9 protein-coding genes and 1 pseudogene are annotated in these 14,505 nt (G+C 71.2%); 5 read left to right on the top strand and 5 right to left on the bottom strand.

Annotated features, from left to right (window positions below; translation table 11 throughout):
- The first annotated feature begins 72 nt into the window (after positions 1 to 72).
- Positions 73 to 2,385 carry a xanthine dehydrogenase family protein molybdopterin-binding subunit gene (locus JTN19_RS09945; RefSeq protein WP_206931923.1) on the top strand — a complete coding sequence of 771 codons (2,313 nt, stop codon included), beginning with the start codon at positions 73 to 75 and terminating at the stop codon, positions 2,383 to 2,385.
- Here the strand turns inward: JTN19_RS09945 and JTN19_RS09940 are convergent.
- From JTN19_RS09940 to JTN19_RS09930, 3 genes are read right to left on the bottom strand one after another with little or no spacing between them, the layout of a single operon-like run.
- A complete protein-coding gene (locus tag JTN19_RS09940; RefSeq protein ID WP_206931922.1) occupies positions 2,357 to 3,040 on the bottom strand; it encodes an aspartate racemase/maleate isomerase family protein in 684 nt (227 codons plus the stop codon). The genes JTN19_RS09945 and JTN19_RS09940 overlap by 29 nt on opposite strands.
- On the bottom strand, positions 3,037 to 4,431 hold the full coding sequence (locus JTN19_RS09935; RefSeq protein WP_206931919.1) for an alkaline phosphatase PhoX: 1,395 nt from the start codon (positions 4,429 to 4,431) through the stop codon (positions 3,037 to 3,039). The genes JTN19_RS09940 and JTN19_RS09935 overlap by 4 nt, the downstream gene beginning before the upstream one ends.
- On the bottom strand, positions 4,428 to 6,716 hold the full coding sequence (locus JTN19_RS09930) for a molybdopterin-dependent oxidoreductase (RefSeq protein ID WP_206931918.1): 2,289 nt from the start codon (positions 6,714 to 6,716) through the stop codon (positions 4,428 to 4,430). The genes JTN19_RS09935 and JTN19_RS09930 overlap by 4 nt, the downstream gene beginning before the upstream one ends.
- A gap of 131 nt (positions 6,717 to 6,847) precedes the next feature.
- On the opposite strand from JTN19_RS09930, the gene JTN19_RS09925 reads away from it, so the two are divergent.
- From JTN19_RS09925 to JTN19_RS09910, 3 genes and pseudogenes are all read left to right on the top strand, one after another.
- Complete coding sequence (locus JTN19_RS09925; protein WP_206931916.1) at positions 6,848 to 8,239, top strand: aspartate aminotransferase family protein; 1,392 nt, start codon at positions 6,848 to 6,850, stop codon at positions 8,237 to 8,239.
- Between the two features lie 42 nt (positions 8,240 to 8,281).
- A pseudogene (locus JTN19_RS20585) lies at positions 8,282 to 9,486 on the top strand (EAL domain-containing protein).
- A gap of 4 nt (positions 9,487 to 9,490) precedes the next feature.
- Entirely contained in the window at positions 9,491 to 9,847 is a 357-nt protein-coding gene (locus JTN19_RS09910; protein WP_206931910.1) for an Hpt domain-containing protein, read from the top strand.
- 97 nt (positions 9,848 to 9,944) lie between these two features.
- Here JTN19_RS09910 and JTN19_RS09905 read toward each other — a convergent pair whose 3' ends face one another.
- A complete protein-coding gene (locus JTN19_RS09905) occupies positions 9,945 to 11,579 on the bottom strand; it encodes a CTP synthase (protein WP_206931908.1) in 1,635 nt (544 codons plus the stop codon).
- Positions 11,580 to 11,658: 79 nt separating this feature from the next.
- Positions 11,659 to 11,973, bottom strand: coding sequence for a preprotein translocase subunit SecG (secG, locus tag JTN19_RS09900; RefSeq protein ID WP_206931905.1), 315 nt, complete (start codon positions 11,971 to 11,973; stop codon positions 11,659 to 11,661).
- Positions 11,974 to 12,187: 214 nt separating this feature from the next.
- On the opposite strand from secG, the gene JTN19_RS09895 reads away from it, so the two are divergent.
- Positions 12,188 to 14,491, top strand: coding sequence for a PAS domain-containing sensor histidine kinase (locus JTN19_RS09895; protein ID WP_206931904.1), 2,304 nt, complete (start codon positions 12,188 to 12,190; stop codon positions 14,489 to 14,491).
- Positions 14,492 to 14,505 lie beyond the last annotated feature (14 nt).

Below are 14,505 nucleotides of genomic sequence, written 5' to 3'. Positions count from 1 at the left end.
GCGTAACGGCCCCGCGTTGCCAGGGCGACCCCCCACACCTAGTTTGCAGGGAAGCCTTGGGGAGACATGTTCATGGACCAATTCGGCATCGGCCAGCCTGTGCGTCGCAAGGAAGACGTGCGGCTGCTGACGGGGGCGGGCACCTACACCGACGACATCAACCGCGAGGGCCAGGCCTGGGCGGTGGTGCTCCGCAGCCCGCACGCCAATGCGCGCATCCTCTCCATGGACACCGAGGCCGCCAAATCCGCGCCCGGCGTGCTGGCGGTGCTGACCGGCCAGGACGCCGATGCCGATGGGCTGGGTCTCTTCCCCGTGCAGGTCGAGGTGCCGGGCCTCGACGGCAAGCCCGCCTGGTGCCCGCCCCGCAAGGTGCTGCAGACCGACTTCGTCCGCTTCGTGGGCGACCCCGTGGTGCTGGTGGTGGCCGAGACCCGCGCCCAGGCGCAGGACGCGGCCGAGCTGGTGATGGTGGACTACGACATCCTCCCCTCGGTCACCGACACCGCCGCCGCGGCGGCGCCCGATGCGCCGGTGATCTGGGAGCAGCTGGGCTCCAATGTCTGCGTGTACTGGTCCAACAAGAAGGAAGCCCAGGCGGAGGAAGCCTTCGCCAAGGCCGCGCGCGTGGTCAGCGTCGAACTGGTGAACAACCGCCTGGTTGGCAACCCGATGGAACCGCGCGTGGCGCTGGGCGAATACGACGCGGCCAAGGACCACTACACGCTGCACAGCCCCACCCAGGGCGTGGTCCGCGTGCGCGAGGGCCTGGCGCAGTACATCTTCAAGATCCCCAAGGAGAAGATGCGCGTCATCAGCCCCGATGTGGGCGGCGGGTTCGGCCTGCGCGGCAAGCTCTTCCCCGAGAGTGCGATGGTGCTCTGGGCTTCGAAGCGCCTGGGCCGCCCCGCGAAGTGGCGCGCGGACCGGACGGAAACCTTCATGTGCGACCCGCACGGCCGGGATCACGTCACCCATGCCGAGATGGCCTTCGACGCACAGGGAAAAATCCTCGGCATGAAGGTCGAGACCATCGCGGCGATGGGCGGCTACCTCTTCGACTTCGGCCCGCGCATTCCCACCATCGCGGGCGGGCGCATCCAGGGCACGGTCTATGACATGCAAGCCGTCAGCACGCGGGTGAAGTGCGTCTTCACGAACACCGCACCCACCGACGCCTATCGCGGCGCGGGCCGGCCCGAGACTGCCTATGTGATCGAGCGCCTGCTGGACCAGGGCGCGCTGGCCTTCGGCATCAGCCGCGAGGAGATCCGCGCGCGCAACTACGTGAAGCCCGAGCAGATTCCCTATGTGAACTGCGCCGGTAACGAGATCGACAGCGGCCGCTTCGAGGAAACCCAGCAGCAGGCCCTCGCCCTGATGGACTGGGAGGGCTTCACCGCCCGTCAGGCCGAAAGCCGCGCGCGCGGCAAGCTGCGCGGGCGGGGGCTCGGCTTCTTCATCGAGGCCTCGGGCGGGCAGCCGGCCGAATGGGCGCGGGTGCGCATCAACGCGCAGGGCGAGGCACTGGTGCATGTCGGCACCTTCAGCCATGGCCAGGGGCATGAGACGGCCTTCGCGCAGGTGCTGCACGCGCGGCTCGGCATTCCCTTCGACAAGGTGCGGCTGATCCAGGGCGACTCCGACGTGGTGCCGGCGGGTGGCGGCACGGGGGGCTCACGCTCCTCGCAGATGGGCGGCGTGGCCGTGGCGCGTGCCTCCGAACTGGTGCTGGCCAAGGCCAAGCGGCTGGCCGCCTTGATCCTCGAAGCGGCCGAGGCCGATATCGAGCATGAGGGCGAGATCTTCCGCATTGCCGGCACCGACCGCACCCTCACCTGGGCCGACATCGCCCAGGCCGAGATCCCGGGCGAGACGCCGGGGCTGGACGAGGAACTCCTCTACAAGCGCAACACCGAGTGCAACTTCCCCAATGGCTGCCACGTGGCCGAGGTGGAGGTGGACACCGACACGGGCGAAGTGGCCGTCGTGCGCTATGCCGCGGTGGATGATGTGGGCGTGCCGCTGAACCCGCTGCTGGTGCATGGGCAATGCCATGGCGGCATCGTCTCCGGCATCGGCCAGGCGCTGTACGAACACGCGCGCTACGACGCCGAGAGCGGCCAGTTCCTCACCGCCACTTTCCAGGACTACTGCATGCCGCGCGCGAGCGACCTGCCGGACCTGGAGGTGGATTTGAACGTGGTGCCCTGCCCCTCCAACGACCTGGGCGTGAAGGGGGCGGGCGAGGGCGGGTCCTGCGGCGCGCCGCCGGCGGTGGTCAGCGCGGTGTGTGATGCGCTGGGCGTGGCCCACATTGATATGCCGGTGACGCCGGAGAAGGTCTGGGCCGTGCTCAGCCAGCAGCGGATGGCGGCGGAATAAGCGCGAGCCCGCCTTCCACCCCCAAGGCCGTGGCGTCCCACAAGGGCCGCCCGGCCACTTCCGGCCCCAGCGCGGCCACGGGGCAGTTCGTGCACCAGCCCAGCAGCACGTCGCAATGCGGCGCCACCGCCTCGCATTGCGCGCGCAGCCGCTCCAGCGGCACCGAGGCGTAGGAGAGGTTGTCGGTCAGCCCCAGATGGCTTTCCGCGCCGACCACCCAGCCGCGCGCGGCAAAGGCTGCCAGCAGGCGCGCCTGATAGGCGTCGCTGTAGGGGGTGACCAAGCCCAGCCGTGTCGGCCCGCGCGCCTTGAGCCGCGCCTCCAGCACCAGCGCCGAGGTGGTGGCCGGCACGCCCGTGGCGGCGGTGATGCGCGCCACCAGGTCCCGGTCATGGTCGAGCCCGATGATCCCGCCCTTGCTGCCATTCCACACGATGACGTCGGGCTTCGCATGGGCCAGCAATTCGGTCGCGCCCAGCATGCCCTCCAGGTCGTAGCGGTCCGGGAAGCGGTCCACCGCGCCATGCACGGCAATCCGGGAAAAGATGGGCAGCACGTCGGGCCGCGCGCGCAGCATGGCCTGGGTCACCGCCTCCACCACCGTGTTGCCGGAGGGGGTGATGGTGGCCAGCACGCGCGGCCCCGGCAGGATCATCCCCGCGTGAGCGCGATGATGGCCGAGCGTGGCGGCTGCCCGGCCGCGAATTCCGGCCAGCGCGTGGCGGGGCGGTTGAAGCTCGCGCCCTGCTCGGCGCCCGGCCGGCGGACGGCGGCGAAGATGGTCCCGCCATCGGGGCTGGCCACCGCGCCGCCCACATCGGCCGCGCGGGGGGCGGCGTAGATGGCATTGGCCCGCCCGCCTTCGGCCAGCCAGAGTGGCTGGGCGCTGGCGCCCACCACGCCGTCGCCCAGGCCGCCCAGCAGCACGCGGCCGCGCGGATCGGCGCTGACGCTGCCCAGCCGACCCAGCCCCTGGCCGCCCACGCGGCCCACGGCCATGGAATCGGCGGCGGGGTCGCCGCCATCCGGCGTCAGGGCCAGCGCGCCGAAATCGCCGCAGGCCAGCAGGCGATTGGTGCGGGCGTCCCAGTCCAGCCCCTGCGGACGGTCCATGGCGGTGGCACCCGCCTGGCGCGCCGCCTCCGAGGCATTGGCATAGGCGGCAGGCGGCAGGGCCAGCCAGGTGAGGCGGCCGCCCTGCATCCGCGCGGCGGCCAGCGTGCCCAGCGCCAGGGCCCCCGGCGCGGCCGGCCCCTCGGAGACGAAGCGGAAGAGGTAGCCCCCCGCCCCCTGCTCGGCCAGGAAGACCACGGCGCGGCCGTCGCGGCTCGCGGCGGCGGCGGCATCGGCCTTGGGGAAACGGCCGAGCGCCGTCTGCTTCACCGGAATGGATTGCGGCTCCAGCGGGTCCAGCTCCACCGCCCAGCCATAGGCCTCGCCACGGCCGAACTCGGGCAGGCGGCCGGCCCAGGGGCTGGGGTCGCCCTCGGTCAGCAGCAGGGTGCCCCAGGGGGTGGCGGCGCCGCCCGTCGGCGCCAGGAGGCCGCGCACCGCGCCGCCCAGGATCTCGGCGCCCGGCCCGCTGGTGGAGCACAGGTTGGCCGCCGTCAGCCGCCTTGCCTGGAAGCCGCCATCCACGATGATCCAGCGGCCGCCCTGCTGTTCCAGGTTCAGCAGGCTGGCGCCCTGCATGCGGGAGGCGACCTCCGGCCGGTCCACGCCGCCGGGGAAGGCCATGGCGGGGTTCACGGTGGGGTGTGCCACGGCCAGCACCGCGCGGCGCACGCCATCGGCGGCCGGGGGCGGCACGACCAGGGCGGCGATGCGCGCATCCCAGCCGAACTGCGTGCCCGCGCCCTCGGCATCCAGCCGCGCGGGGTCGAAGGGCGGCGCGTCGAAGGTGACGCGGTCCCCCCAGCGGATCAGCGTGGCGCGGCGCCAGCCCGGGGCCGTGCTGTCATCCTGCGCCACGGGGGGCAGGCTTTGCGCGAAGGCGACGGCCGGCAGCAGGGCCGGCGTGGCGAGCAGGGTGCGGCGAAGGATCAAGCGGCGGCTTCCTCGATGACGGGGGGGATATGGGCGCGCACCGGCGGCAATTCACCCGTCCAGGGCTCCACCCGCACCAGGCAGGATTGCGCCGACAGGCCCTGGGTGAGGCTGGAGGTCGCCACATCCGCCGTCAGCACATTGGGGTTGCCATGGACGCAGAGGCTGCCGGGCACGCCGGGTTCCAGCGGATCGAACCAGGCGCCGGTGGCCAGCAGCACCACGCCGCGCAGCAGCCGGTCATCCAGCCGCAGCCCCGCCAGGCAGGCGCCGCGCGCGTTGAAGACGCGCAGCACCTGGCCGTCGGTGAGGCCGCGCGCGGCGGCGTCGTCCGGGTGCATCAGGATCGGCTCGCGCCCCTGGATCTTGTCGCGCGCGGCGATCGGCCCGGGGTCGAGCTGCGAGTGCAAGCGCGTGGGGGGCTGGTAGCTCAGCAGGTGCAGTTCGTCCTGCGCGGCCCCCCCCAGCCATTCCCGCGGCGTGATCCAGGTCGGCAGGCCCGGGCAGTCGGGCAGGGCGAAGCCCGCGATGGTTTCGCTGAACAGCTCCACCTTGCCGGAGGGCGTATCGAGGGGGTGTTCCTCCGGGTCGGCGCGGAAATCGGCGAATTGCGTGTATTCCTCGCCGGGCGGGAGTTCGGGCAATTCGACATGGCCGGCCGCCCAGAAGGCGTCGAAATTCGGCGCGTCGAAGCCCACGCGCCCGCAGGCCGTGCGCCACTTGTCGTAGAGGAAGCGCAGCCAGGCGCCCTCGTCGCGCTGCTCGGTGAAGCGGTCGCGGAAACCGGCGGCATCGGCGATGTCGGCCAGCATGTCGTGGTCGTTCCGCGCCTGGCCCTGGGGCGGGATGGCCTGGTGCATGGCGCGCAGGAAGCGGTCGCGCGACGAGTGCCCGATGTCGTTGCGTTCCAGCGTGGTGGTGGCGGGCAGCACGATGTCGGCGTGGCGGGCCACGGCGGTCCACCAGGGTTCGCTGACCACGATGGTCTCGGGGTGGGACCAGGCGCGCAGCAGCCGGTTCAGGTCCTGGTGGTGGTGGAACGGGTTGCCGCCCGCCCACCAGATCATGCGGATGTCCGGCAGCGGCAGGTCGCGGCCGTTATAGGTCAGCGTCCCGCCCGGCCGTTCCAGCAATTCCGAGATGCGCCCTACCGGGATGAAATGCGAGACGGGGTTGCGCGTGGCGGGCAGGCTGATGGAGGGCATCTCCCGCCGCGGATTGCCGATGCCGCCCGAGGAGCCATAGCCGAAGGCCACCCCCTGCCCCGGCTTGCCGATATTCCCCAGCGCGGCCGCCAGCGCCACCAGCGCCCAATAGGGCTGCTCGCCATAATCGGCGCGTTGCAGGGACCAGGCCGCGGTCAGCATGGTCGGGTTGTCGAGGCAGCGCTGCGCCAGGTCGCGGATGGTGGAGGCTGGCACGCCCGTGATGCCCTCGGCCCATTCGGGGGTGCGGTCATCCAACGTGGCGCGCAGCTTGTCCCAACCCACGCAATGCGTGGCGAGGAAGCCGCGGTCCTCACGCCCCAGCGCCACGATGTGGTTCAGTATGGCCAGCATCAGCGCGGCATCGGTGCCGGGGCGGATGGGCACCCATTCGGCGTTCAGCGCATCCTCGGTGTCGCCGCGATAGGGCGAGATGTTCACCATGCGCACGCCGGCCGCCGCCGCGCGGCGCATGTTGGGCCCATAGGTCATGGCCGCGCCGCCCGAGGTGACATAGCCGTTCTTCGCCGCCAGCCCGCCGAAGCACAGCATCAGCTTGGCGTGGCGCGCGATGGCGGCCCAGTCGGTCATGCGGCCCAGCACCACCTCGTTGGTGCCCATGATGTGCGGGACCAGCGCCTGGGCGGTGGCGTAGGAATAGGCATTGACGCTGTAGGTGTAGCCGCCGCCCATGCCGAGGAAACGCTGCAGCTGGCTCTTGGCGTGGTGGAAGCGGCCGGCGGAGGACCAGCCATAGGACCCGCCATAGATCGCCGCATCGCCATGCTCGGCGCGCACGCGGGCGGTTTCCTCGGCCAGCAGCCGCGTCACGCGGTCCCAGGAGACGGGGACGAAGGCGTCGCCGCCGCGCAGCGCGCCACGCCGCCGCCCCTCCAGCCAGCCCTTGCGGACGTAGGGGCGGTCCACGCGGGCGGCGCTGTGCACCGTTTCCGGCATGCTCTCGATGAGCGTGGCCGGCACCGGGTCCTGCGCGAAGGGGCGCACGCCCACCAGCCGCCCATTCTCGGTCACGGCGTCGAAGAAGCCCCAATGGGCGGCGTGCGGCTTGATCTCGGTCATCGCGGGCAGGGCTCCGGCTGATGGGGCGGGCTTTGGCCCGGCGCTGTGAAGTGCGTCAAGCGATCCCGTGACGCGATGGCATGTGTGAGCCTACACTGTGTCCGACTGAGGCCAAGGCAGGAACCCATCCCATGACTCCCCCGCGCAATTCCACCGCCATCCGTGACGTCGCCAGCGTGCTGCACCCCTACACCGACGCCCGCGCGCACCAGAAGAACGGCCCGCTGGTCATCACCCGCGGCGAGGGGGTGCGCGTCTTCGACGACCAGGGGAAGAGCTACATCGAGACGGTGGCGGGGCTGTGGTGCGCGGCGCTGGGCTTCCACAATGAACGCCTGGTGGAAGCGGTGACGAAGCAGATGCGCCAGCTTCCCTTCTACCACGGTTTCACGGGCCGCACCCACGAACCCCAGGTGGACCTGGCCGAGATGCTGCTGGAACGCGCCCCGGTGCCGATGAGCAAGGTGTTCTTCGCCAATTCGGGCTCCGAGGCGAATGACAGCGCCATCAAGATGATCTGGTACTACAACAACGCCATCGGCCGGCCGCAGAAGAAGAAGATCATCAGCCGGCTGAAGGGCTATCACGGCGTGACCATCGCCTCGGCCTCGCTGACCGGGCTGCCCTATAATCACAAATTCTTCGACCTGCCGATCGCGGGCATCCTGCATGCCGGCACGCCGCACCACTACCACAACGCCCGCCCCGGCGAATCGGAGGAGGCCTTCGCGACCCGCCTCGCCGAGGAGCTGGACGCGATGATCATGTCCGAAGGCCCCGACACGGTTGCCGCCTTCTTCGCGGAACCCATCATGGGCGCCGGCGGCGTCATCCTCCCGCCCGCCACCTACTTCGAGAAGATCCAGGCGGTGCTGAAGAAGCACGACGTGCTGCTGGTGGCGGACGAGGTCATCTGCGGCTTCGGCCGGACGGGCGAATACTGGGGCAGCCAGTCGCTCGGCATGCGGCCCGACATCCTGACCTGCGCCAAGGCGCTCTCCTCCAGCTACCTGCCCATCTCGGCCGTCATGGTGAATGAGCGGGTGTTCGAAGGCCTGGCCGATGGCAGCGCGGGGCTTGGCACCTTCGGCCATGGCTTCACCTATTCGGGCCACCCGGTGGCGGCCGCCGTCGCGGTGGAGACGCTGAAGATCTATGACGAGATCGACATCGTGGGCCATGTGAAGCGCGTGGCGCCCACCATGCAGGACGGGCTGCGGGCGCTGGCCTCCCACCCGCTGGTGGGCGAGGTGCGCGGCATGGGGCTGATCGGCGCGGTGGAACTGGTGGCGGACAAGGCGACCCACGCCAATTTCGACCCGGCGATGAAGATCGCGCCGCGCCTGGTGAAGATCGCGGAAAGCCATGGGCTGATCCTGCGCAGCCTGCCCAATGACAGCATCGCCTTCTCGCCCCCGCTGGTCATCACCGAGGCCGAGATCACCGACATGGTGACGCGCTTCGGCGCCGCGCTGGATGAGCTGGCGGTGACGCTGCGGCGGGAATCCCTCGCCGCCGTGTGAGGTGGCGGCGGGGCCTTAACGCTCCGCTAAGGCTGAGGGGCCATGCTCGTCCTCCTTGAAGGGACGCGCATGAGCCTCTCCAGACTGCACATCGTGGACGACGACCCTACGATCCGCGAGATCGCCCGCCGCGTCGCCGAGGCGGCGGGTTTCGAGGCGCTGGGCTTCGACGCCCCGGCCGCCTTCCTGGCCGCCGCCGCCAGCGACCCGCCGGAACTCGTCCTGCTGGACCTCGCCATCGGCGAGCAGGACGGCATCTGCGTGCTGGAGGCGCTGGCCAGGCTCAACAGCCGTTGCGCCATCATCGTGCTGAGTGGCCTGGAGGACAGGCTGGTCGGCGCCGCCGTCCGCATCGGGCGCTCGCTCGGACTGCAGATGCTGGAACCGCTGGCCAAGCCCTTCCAGCCGCATGATCTGCGCGCCCGCCTGGCCGCGGCCGCCGCCATGGTCCTGCCGATTCGCGAAGCCGACGTGCAGGACGCGCTGGCCAGCCACCAGCTCGTGCCGCGCTACCAGCCCAAGGTGCGGCTGAGCGACGGCGCGGCGGTGGGGTGCGAGGCGCTGGTGCGCTGGCAACATCCCTCGCGTGGGCTGCTCGCCCCAGCCATTTCCTGCCCCTGGTCGAGGCCGGCCCCTCCATCACGCCGCTGACCTACCAAATGATCGAGCGCGCCATGACCGACCTGACCAGCTGGCGCCAACGGCACCCCGGGCTCTCGGTGGCGGTGAACGTCTCCGCGCGCTCCCTGGACGACCCGGACTTCGCGGACCGCGTGTGGGAGATCCTGGCCCGCACCGGCGCGGACCCCTCCAGCCTCACCCTCGAAATCACCGAGACGGCGGCCATGGCCGATACGGCGGCCGTCGCCGCCATGCTGACGCGGCTGCGAATCCGGAAGGTGAATCTCTCGCTGGATGATTTCGGCACGGGCTTCTCCTCGCTCGTGGAACTGCACCGGATGCCCTTCTCCGAGCTGAAGATTGATCGCGCCTTCGTCGGCACCATGGAGACGGACCGCGACGCGCGGGTGATCGTGAAGGCGATCATCGGCCTGGCCCACACGCTGGGCCTCACCACCGTGGCCGAGGGGGTCGAGACCGAAGCCGCCATGGACATGCTGCGCGAGATGGGCTGCGACGTGGCGCAAGGTTTCGGCATCGGCAAGCCCATGACGGCCGAGGCGTTCCAGGAATGGCTGGATGCCCGCGCGGGCATCGCGGCCCCCCCCTTGGCCCGCGTGGGCTGAACCCATGGCGGCGGAGGAGCCCCTGCTCGACCTCTCCGCGCTCGCGGCGCTGGAGGAGGTGGTCGGTGCCGCCGCCTCGGCCGAGATCGCGCGGCTGTTCCGCGAGGATTCCGAGAGCCGGGTGGCGCGTGGTGGCGCGGCGCTGGCGGTCGGGGACCTGGCGGCGGTGGCGCGGGAATTCCACGCGCTGAAATCCTCGGCGGCCACGCTGGGGGCGCGGCGCCTGTCCACCCTGGCGGCCCGGCTCGAGGCCGCCGGGTTGTCGGGCGACGTGATGGCCGCCCGACAGGTCGGGCTGGGGCTGGACGCCACCCTCCGTGCGACGCTGGATGCGCTGGCAGGCGGGCGCGCCGCCGCCTGAGGCGGCCTAGAGCGGGATGCGTTGAGGTGGAATCACCGAGAACGCTGAATCCCGCTCACAACAAAGGTTAGAGCAGGCTGCGTGAACGCAGCATGCTCTAGACTAGGCGCGCCTGCGCCACCGCCGCGCCCACGAAGCCCGCAAACAGCGGGTGCGGCGCGAAGGGCTTGGACTTCAGCTCCGGGTGGAACTGCACGCCGATGAACCACGGATGGTCCGGGTATTCCACGATCTCGGGCAGGACCCCGTCGGGCGACATGCCGGAGAAGCGCAGCCCCGCCGCCTCCAGCCGCTCGCGGTAGCCGACATTCACCTCGTAGCGGTGGCGGTGGCGTTCCTCGATCCGGCTCTCGCCATAGACGCGCGCCACCAGGGAATCCTGCGCCAGCACGGCGGGGAAGGCGCCCACCCGCATGGTGCCGCCCAGGTCGCCGCCCGCCTCGCGCACCTCGCGCTGGTTGCCGCGGACCCATTCGGTCAGCAGGCCCACCACCGGCTCGGCGCAGGGGCCGAATTCGGTGGAGGAGGCGCCCTGCATGTCCAGCAGGTTCCGCGCCGCCTCGATGACCGCCATCTGCATGCCGAAGCAGATGCCGAGGAAGGGGATCTTCCGTTCGCGGGCGAAGCGCACGGCCGCGATCTTGCCGCCGGTGCCGCGTTCGCCGAAGCCGCCGGGGACCAGGATGCCGTGGACGCCCTCCAGGCGGCCCACCACGCGGTCCTCCTCGCGCTCGAAGATCTCGCTGTCCACCCAGTCCAGCTTCACGCGCATGTTGTGCGCGATGCCGCCATGGGCCAGCGCCTCGTTCAGCGATTTGTAGGCGTCAAGCAGCCCCGTGTACTTGCCCACCACCGCGATGGTGACCTCGCCCTCCGGCGCGGTGATGCGCTCGGTGATGCGCTGCCAGCCCGAAAGGTCCGGCTCGCCATAGATGGACAGGTTGAAGTGGCGCAGCACTTCGCGGTCCAGCCCCTCGGCATGGTAGCTCAGCGGCACGGAATAGATGCTGGCGGCGTCATAGGCCGGGATGACGCTCTCGGGCCGCACATTGCAGAACAGCGCGATCTTGCGGCGCTCATTTTCGGGGATCTTGCGGTCGCAGCGGCACAGCAGGATATGCGGCTGGATGCCCAGGCCAAGCAATTCCTTCACGGAATGCTGGGTGGGCTTGGTCTTCAGCTCGCCGGCCGAGGGGATGTAGGGCACCAGCGTCAGGTGGATGAAGAGGCTGCGCGTCGGCCCGAGTTCGTTGGCCAGCTGCCGGATGGCCTCCAGGAAGGGCAGGCTCTCGATGTCGCCCACCGTGCCGCCGACCTCGACCAGCACGAAGTCGTAATTGTCCGTGTCGGCCAGGACCGCGGCCTTGATGGCGTCGGTGATGTGGGGAATGACCTGGACGGTGGCGCCCAGGTAGTCGCCCCGGCGCTCCTTCGCGATGACCTCGGAATAGAGGCGGCCGGTGGTCCAGTTGTCCGCCTTGTTGGCATGGACGCCGGTGAAGCGTTCGTAGTGTCCGAGGTCGAGGTCGGTTTCCGCCCCGTCATCGGTCACGAAGACCTCGCCATGCTGGTAGGGGCTCATCGTCCCCGGATCCACGTTGAGATAGGGGTCGAGCTTGCGCAGCCGCACGCGATAGCCGCGTGACTGCAACAGGGCCCCGAGGGAAGCCGCCGCGATGCCCTTGCCAAGCGAGGAGACCACGCCGCCGGTGATGAATACGAACCGCGCCATGGGGGGTCGTGATAGACGCAACCGGGCCGGTGTTACAGCCCCCCGGTTGCGCCGGGCACCTATGTTCGCGCGGCGGCGCTCAGTTCGTCGGAACGGTGGGCAGCGCCGGGGCGGTGGGCGCGCTGGCCGGGGGCGCGTCCAGGATGGAACGGTTCAGCGCCGTGCCGCGGTCCAGCAGGGCCAGCGTCAGCGCCAGCACGAAGAACAGGGTGCCCAGGATGGCGGTGGTGCGCGTCAGCAGGTTCGCCGTGCCGCGGCCGCCCATGATCGACCCCATGCCGCCCCCGCTGGAGCCGCCGATGCCCAGGCCACCCCCTTCGCTGCGCTGCACGAGGATGACCCCGATCAGCGCCAGGGTGACCAGCAGGAACAGGATGAGCAGGATGGTGGTCATGATGCGCGCCTCCTACAGCCTTGGGGCCCGGAACGCCAGAGGCGTCGCGGGGCGCATGCCCAGCGATGCGTTGCCGGGGAAATTTCTCAACACCTGGTTGCGTGCGCCGCAAATCGACATTTGCCAGGAAGATGAGGGGTTTCCTTCGCCCTTCCGTCCGGGTCACCATGTGGTTACAGGCCCGCGCGCGCCTGGCGCTGGGATGCAAGCACAGATGAATTCAGGGCCGGACGCCCACCCGATCGCCGCCGATATGCTGCTGGAGATGGAGCTCGCGCCTGGCGAGGGCACCGCCACGGCGCTGGTGGATGCGCTGCGGGAAGCGGCCGCGCAGGGAGGGTTCCGCCTGGACCTGACGGCCTTGCAGGCCGCGATCGAGGCACCGGGCCCGGTCCAGCTCGTGCTCGCGCGCGCCCAGGACAGGCTGCTGCTGCTGACCATCCAGCCGGGCCGGGAAGGGCGCCTGGCCCTGGCCACCTGGCTGCCGACCACGGGGCGGCGCGTGGACCTGGACATCCAGCTGCTCCAGGCGGTGATGGACCAGCTTCCCGCCGCCGTCTCCATCAAGGATTCGGAACGTCGCTACCGCTTCGTGAACCGCTGCTGGGAGGCCAGCCTGTCCCTGCGGCGGGCCGAGGTGCTGGGCCGCCGGTTCGAGGAGCTGGAGGGAACCTGCCTCTCCCCCAAGACCTTCGCCCGCCTCGCGGAGGAACTGCGCCACGACGAGGAGGCGCTGATCGAGGGGCGGGCCAGCGAGACCGAGAGGGAGCAGACCTTCACCTCGCCCCAAAGCGGCCCGCGCGCCATGCTGGTCAGCAAGGTCCCGCTGCGCGGCCTGCACGACCCGCGCCCGGGCGTCCTCTCCGTTACCGTCGAGGTCACGGAACGCAAGCGGGTGGAGCAGGATCTGCGCGCGACGACGGCCCAGCTGTCGGAGCGCAGCGCGGCGCTCTCCGCCGCGCGGGACCGGGCGGAGCGCGCCCGCCGCGACGCCGAGGCCGCCGCCCGCACCAAGGCCCGTTTCCTGGCCATGATGTCGCATGAGCTGCGGACGCCCATGACCGGCGTCCTCGGCATGCTGGACCTGATGGAGGATGGCGGGGCCGAGATGGAGGCGCGCGACCGTCTGCAGGCGCTGCGCGGTTCGGCCGAGGCGTTGATGCGCGTGCTGGACGACATCCTGGACTACTCCCTGATCGAATCCGGCCATTTCGAACTGCGCGATGCGCCCTGCGACCCCGCGGCGCTGCTGCGCGAGGTGGCGGAGCAATTCGCCGGCCTGGCCGCCCGGCAGGGGCTGTTCCTCCATGTCGAGGTGGCGCCGGACCTGCCGTCGCAGGTGCTGGGCGACGCGCAGCGGCTGCGCCAGGTCATCGGCCACCTGCTCAGCAACGCGGTGAAGTTCACCCAGCAGGGCGGCATCACGGTGCGCATGGGCCCGGAGATGGCGCCGGGTGGCGCCCCGCTGCTGGTGCTGGAGGTGCTCGACACCGGCCCCGGCATCCCCTCCGAACGGCGGGCGGAGCTGTTCCAGCCCTATACGCCGCTGGAGGAGGTCACCTCGCGCCGCGCCGGCGGCACGGGGCTCGGCCTCGTCATCTGCCGCCAGCTGGCCCATGCCATGCGCGGCGAGGTGACCTGCGAGGATGCGCCGGGCGGCGGCGCGCTGTTCCGCTTCTCCCTGCCGCTGCGCCTGCCCGCGCCGCGCCGCGCTGCCCCGCGCCCTCGCCTCGCGCCTGCGCGCGTGCTGGTGGTGGATGACGTGGCGCTGAACCGCAAGGTCGTCTCCGCCATCCTGGAGCGGGACGGGCACCAAGTGGTGCTGGCCGCGACGGGCGAGGAGGCGGTGGCCCGCGTGGCCGAAGGCCCGCCCTTCGACCTGGTCCTGATGGACCTGCACATGCCGGGCATGGACGGCATCGCGGCCACCGCCGCCATCCGGGCCCTGCCGGGCGAGGTGGGGCGGGTGCCGGTGCACGCGCTGACGGCCGATGTCTTCGCGCGGACCAGCCCGGAATATGCCAGGGCGGGCTTCACCGGCTTCCTGACCAAGCCGCTGGACTGGGCGGCCATCCGCCAGGCCATCGCCGCGGCCCAGGCCGGCGAGGCCCCGTCCGAGGTCCCGCTCGCCGCCGATGGCCCCCCCGTACTGGACCGCGGGCAATTGGCCGGCATGTTCGAAGGGCTGCCGCGCGATGCGGTGGACCAGATGTACCAGGAATTCCTTCGCAGCCTGCTGGAGGCCCTGGCGCGCCTGCGCGAGCAGCGCGACCGCGAGGACGGCACCGCCCTGGCGCGGGAGGCGCATTCCCTGAAGGGCCTGGCGGGCAATTTCGGCGCCGCGCGCCTCGCGGAGGCGGCCGCCACCCTGCAGACCCGAATCGATACGGGCGCCGTGGTCGCCGCCCTGCCGCTGGCCCCGCTGGAGGCGGCGTGCAGCGACACCGCCGAGGCCATCCGGGTCGGCACCCACCTGCACCTGCTCGACGCAGCCTTCCCGCCGCCGCGCCCGCACTGAGAAGGGGCCAGCCG

Source organism: Roseococcus thiosulfatophilus (genome assembly GCF_017311575.1).
GTDB classification, from domain to species: domain Bacteria; phylum Pseudomonadota; class Alphaproteobacteria; order Acetobacterales; family Acetobacteraceae; genus Roseococcus; species Roseococcus thiosulfatophilus.
Note: the sequence above shows the minus strand (reverse complement) of the source record. Positions and strands in the feature narration are given on the sequence as shown.